The organism is Candidatus Neomarinimicrobiota bacterium, from assembly GCA_016784545.1.
Taxonomy (GTDB): Bacteria; Fidelibacterota; UBA8477; order UBA8477; family JABMPR01; genus JABMPR01.
Genome location: JADHUM010000096.1, coordinates 1 through 5,159, shown reverse-complemented (window position 1 = coordinate 5,159; position 5,159 = coordinate 1). Strand labels below are relative to the sequence as shown.

6 protein-coding genes are annotated in these 5,159 nt (G+C 43.5%); all 6 read right to left on the bottom strand.

What is annotated here, in order from left to right; genetic code table 11:
- Nucleotides 1–171: 171 nt before the first annotated feature.
- A complete protein-coding gene (locus ISR87_15160; GenBank protein MBL7026780.1) occupies nt 172–819 on the bottom strand; it encodes an energy transducer TonB in 648 nt (215 codons plus the stop codon).
- A gap of 4 nt (nt 820–823) precedes the next feature.
- Nucleotides 824–1,231, bottom strand: a complete 408-nt coding sequence (locus tag ISR87_15155) for a biopolymer transporter ExbD (protein ID MBL7026779.1) — start codon at nt 1,229–1,231, stop codon at nt 824–826.
- 3 nt (nt 1,232–1,234) lie between these two features.
- Complete coding sequence (locus ISR87_15150) at nt 1,235–1,651, bottom strand: biopolymer transporter ExbD (protein MBL7026778.1); 417 nt, start codon at nt 1,649–1,651, stop codon at nt 1,235–1,237.
- Between the two features lie 29 nt (nt 1,652–1,680).
- The gene (locus ISR87_15145; protein MBL7026777.1) at nt 1,681–2,292 is read right to left on the bottom strand and encodes a MotA/TolQ/ExbB proton channel family protein; all 612 of its coding nucleotides are present in this window, start codon (nt 2,290–2,292) and stop codon (nt 1,681–1,683) included.
- 131 nt (nt 2,293–2,423) lie between these two features.
- The gene (locus ISR87_15140; protein ID MBL7026776.1) at nt 2,424–4,019 is read right to left on the bottom strand and encodes a S41 family peptidase; all 1,596 of its coding nucleotides are present in this window, start codon (nt 4,017–4,019) and stop codon (nt 2,424–2,426) included.
- A 190-nt stretch (nt 4,020–4,209) separates the two neighbouring features.
- Nucleotides 4,210–4,950, bottom strand: a complete 741-nt coding sequence (locus tag ISR87_15135; protein MBL7026775.1) for a hypothetical protein — start codon at nt 4,948–4,950, stop codon at nt 4,210–4,212.
- Nucleotides 4,951–5,159 lie beyond the last annotated feature (209 nt).

Genomic DNA, 5,159 nt, shown 5'->3' with positions numbered 1-5,159 from the left:
GCTTCCTTCAGATTCGCAGTCACCCACGACACCCTTGCTCTCGACTAGTGGTTGGAAACTACAATCCTCCACAGTGGACTTGCACCACCTAGTTATTAACCATGCACGGCACACGCACAAAAAAAGGCCAGATAATAATCTGACCTTTTTGCAATACTAGGATGTAGGTTTTTAGCCGTTTTTAAGACGGAATACTACAGGGACAGAAATTCTAACTGTTACTGGTTTATCACGCTGATAAGCTGGTTTCCACTTGATGGTTTTGATGGCATCCATGGCGGCTTCATCCAAACCTGTTTTTGGTATACCCTTAAGAATGATGGTTTCTTTCACCCGGCCGTCTTTACCAATGGTGGCCTGTACAATAACAGTTCCCTCGATACCCGCTTCGCGAGCAATTTCAGGATAAATAACAGCCTGCTGAATCGCAGCATAACCACCCATGGGCTCTGGTGGCTCATCATAAGCGATGAAGATCACGTTGCTTTCAGGTGGTGGTGGTGGTTCGTCCAGAATTTCAAAGTCTTCCAGATCAGTTTCTTCAATGGTGAAATCTTCATCGATTTCTTCATCTTCAGATTCAATTGGAATGGAAGGACGCGCAGGGGGTGGTGGCTTGTCAAACTGTTGCGTTTCCGGGGGAATCTCAATGTTCTCAATTGGAGCCACATAGGCCTGCTCTTGAAATTCTTCTGCTTCAAACTTATCGAAGACAAAGAGCACTACGGTAAACAAAAACAGCACGACCATGGCACCAATTTCAAGATACCGCCGATGCTGTAGCTTCACCGAGATGTGCGGATATTGTTGTTCTATCATAATCCTACTCCCTCGGTTTGGCTGAATAGTTCAGTTTTAGCGCATTTGCTTCTCGAAGCTCCTGGTGTATGTCGGTGATGATCGCCATCTCAGCATTTCTATCAGCCTTCAAAGAAGCTGTCAACTGAGGATCTGCCAAAATCTTATCGTACATGATGGTTCTTACTTTCCCCATATCTACAATCTGATCATCAATGGAAATGGTTCCCTCAGACGTAGCCCAGATGTGAGAAACGTGCTTATTACCTTCCAGCTTGGCAATTTTTTTGGCTTCAGGAAGAATCAATTTTAGACCCTGAAACTCACGCAGAACGGTAACCACCATGAAGAAAATCAGCAGCATAAAGATGATATCTGGAAGCGAGGATGTTGGAATCCCGGCTTCAATTTTCATTTTTCTTTTTAAACGCATGATCTAACTCTCCGGGTCAGCAATAGAAATACGTGTGGCATTGGCCTGCTTAAGCTGGTCAATCACCTCAATGTAGTCCTTGTACTTGCTGGTTGCGGCCGTTTTGACAGAAAAAATCATCTTGTCATTGGTTGCCAGCGATCTCTTGGCAACATGCTTTAACTCACGAACATCTATAACCTGGATGTCTCCTTCGTGACTTATTGCAATTTTACCAGAAGCATTCACCAGAATATTAGTAATATTCTTAGGGTTCACTTCGGTGGTATTGCCCTTTTCTGGAAGCACCATACCCAGACCTTTATCCATGTCAATGGTCGTGGTCACCAGGAAAAAGAGCAGCAGCATAAACACAATATCCGGAAGGGATGCTGTGGGAATTTCACCACCACTTTTATTTCTTTTTTTCTTTAATAGCATAGTATCAGCTAACCCCGGTTATGGTGTTATTATTTCTTCTCCAGGTTCTCGATAGTATCGATAAGATCCAGGGAAGATTCTTCCATTTTGATGATCAGTTTATCAATCATGAATGTGAAAACATTCTGAGCAAACTGAATGATCATAGCTACAACTAAACCGAAGAGTGTTGTCAACAATGCCATAGAGATACCAACAGCAACCAGGGCTGGTTGAATATCATTTGCAGCTGCGATTGAATCAAAAGCCTGCACCATACCGAAAACTGTTCCCGTAAATCCAAGCATAGGCGCCAATGAAACAACTGTGGACAACCAGATCATGTTATTCTCAAGGAATGACATTTCGATTGAGCCAGCACTTTCAATAGCTTTTTCAACTGCGAGGGTGCCACGATCTGCTCTGGAAAGACCAGCAAGATAAATTAAAGGCACTGAACCTGGAGTTGTACGACAGATTTCCATCGCTGCCTCAACACCCTGTTCTCGTAAAGTTACATCAATCTGTTTCAAAAAAGATTTGGTTTGCATCGTTGTCTTCATCAAGCTGATTAAGCGCTCAACAACAAATACGAGTCCAAAAATAAAAACCCCAAGAATTGGCCACATAAAGGGCCCACCGTTATAAAACCACGCAACCATCCGGTATTACCTCCTAATCCTGTATAATATTAAACTTGATCTGACCAAGCGCATAATCATAGTTTCATACGTATCTAAAGTCAATCAAATTCACGCTCAGTCCTATAGTTTCTAGGTGCTCTGAACCTGCTCTATAAATAATCTGCAGCCTCGGCAATTTCACGAGCCTCTTCAAAGTGCTGACGGGCTTCCTGGATTTGATTATCCATTTGCACCCTCACCTGATATTGCTCGTTTCGTCCCCAGAGCTTTGCTGCAAGCTCACTCTTAATGTAATATCTTATTGTCTCATCATCCTCACGGACTTTTTCCTCATCCAGATCGAGCTCTTCAATGGCAAACATCTTCTCGTAAACCTCGTTCATGAGAGATTCATCCACGGTGTAGGTCTTGAAAAAGCTGTCCCAATCATTCCCCAACTCAGGATGACTGGCGGCATGGTCAGAGGCAATTTTGAAGAAAAAGCGGATATCATGACGTCTCACTTTGGCCAGGTCACGGGAAATCGTGGCTGGTTCTGCCAGCAAAATATCAGGTGCAATACCCCCCCCGCCATAAACTGTGCGACCCGTTTTGGTACTAAACATCGGTCTATCATCCAGATCCGTAGTATCTTTCCCATAGTCCTTTTCATATAGTTCAGCATAATAATCTTGAGCTTCACCATTTTCATATTCACGCTGAATCAAACGGCCGCTTGGTGTGTAATATCGGGCAACCGTGACCCGGACAGCAGATCCATCACGAAGTGGATATTGGCGCTGAACCAACCCCTTGCCAAAGCTGGTTTCTCCTACTACGATTCCGCGATCAAGATCTTGCAATGCTCCTGCAAAAATCTCACTGGCAGATGCTGACCCGCGATTGATCATGGCGATGATGGGTTGCTTATAAAAAGTTGGCTTCTGTTTGGAGTACATTTCTTCATTGGCATTTTTTAAACGACCCTTTGTGGAAAGAATCTTTTCACCGCCGGGTAGAATGTAGTCAACGATTTTGATAACCTCATCCATGTAGCCACCACTATTATTTCTCAAATCAAGAATCAGGCGTTCCATACCTTGAGCCTGGAGCTCAGTAATGGCAGTAATCACTTCACTGGAAGTTGTTGACGAAAAACGATTCAATAAGATATAGCCAGTCCCATCTTCCATGACAAATTTTGCAAGCACACTATAAATTGGAATCTTATCTCTGTAGATGGTCACAGGAATCAGTTCAGTTTCACCCAGTCTGGCAATTTCAAGATCAACCCTTGAGCCCTTGGGGCCACGCAGTTTATCAAAAACACCATCCCGGGTAATCTTAAAAGCGGATGCTTTATCAATTTTAACAATCTGATCACCAGGGTGAAGCAAACCATCCGAGGGAGACCCTACAATGGGAGTGATAACTGTGATATAGTTGTCAATAATATCAAACTCAATACCGATACCCTCAAAATTTCCACGGAAACTTTCATTAATCTGACCCATGCGATCTGCTCCGATATAAACGGAATGGGGGTCAAGGGCTTCCATAAGCCCATTTTGGGCACCAATCATGGTTTTGTCCCAGTCAACATCTTCAACATAATTGGTGTTGATGATTTTGACCATATCCTGGAAATCTCTCCACTTATCGTAAAAGTCGCTTCCCTGGGCAAACAATTCATGTCCAGAGGGACTCAGCGCAAACACGCCCAGCAGGACGAGGGAGACAACGGTAATCTGTTTAAAAATCTTCATATCTATATATTAATCCTTGTTTCTTGCCAAGGTTCCTGTTTTTAATCACGGCGTGTAAAATAACGGCGACATGCATTTGATGAAAGCACCCATTTGAGCCTTACGCTATAATATTACACAATTCAATAACGGTATGGAGTATCGACTCTGTAGTAAGAACGCTGAAGAGTTAAGCGTCCTAATCGGTGAGTTAAAGGATAACGTAAAGCTGAAAGCGGAAGAATAGTGCCCTTAAAGCTACTTCTTTTGAATCCGGAATTGTTTTGGAGTGGTAAAGTTTCCAACTGCCAGCAGAAGCAACCTGCTCATTCCAACCTGCAATGGCTTTGAATCCCATTGAACGAGAAATGTCAAAGCGCATGCCCAGATATGGCTGGACCACGGGTGTCCAGGCGGACAACTCGAAAGCCTTTCGGGGTGCAAGACCGGCGATGATTTCATCCCAGCTTTCATTTCCAGGTGATGAACTGGCAACCAGGGAAGCCTGTCCAATCCCAAACATGGAACCCCCTAATAATTTGAGACGGGATCGTGAATGGGTGTTGAACTCTGCAGTAACACCGACGCTACTCAACACAAAGTTCACTGTAAAGTCAACATCTGCTGCATCCTGGGCGGAGGCGATATACTCACCTTGTCCAGCATACATACCGATGGTCCAGTGTGGTGTGACTTCACCAAAACCTTCAAAACCGGTCACAACCATCCCATTGGAATTAATGCCAGTTACCTCGGCGGCGTCTGATATATCGAAGTCAGTGGTAAAATTACTCAACAATCCAAATGCAGTCTGATCCAGCTCAAGTGATATCATATATGAAAAGGCAGGGCCTATGGCGCCGTGTAAAACAGTTTGACCCTCATTAAATTGCGCCTGAGCTGTACCTGTAACCAAGACAGTAGATAAGAAGATGCTTAACCATGGTTTCATTTTCAATATTCCTCCCTGATACTTCCAGTCGATTGCAGGTAGATTAATAAATCCCTAACCTTCATAAAGTGTCACCTGACAAATTGTCATTCATTTCAACTCAAAACAAGTAGTTGACACAATATACCATGACTCATTTTTTTACACAAGTCTTTTAAGAATTTACTTTAAGTGTCGGGCTAAATTTATATTGCATACAGGGGCTTAGC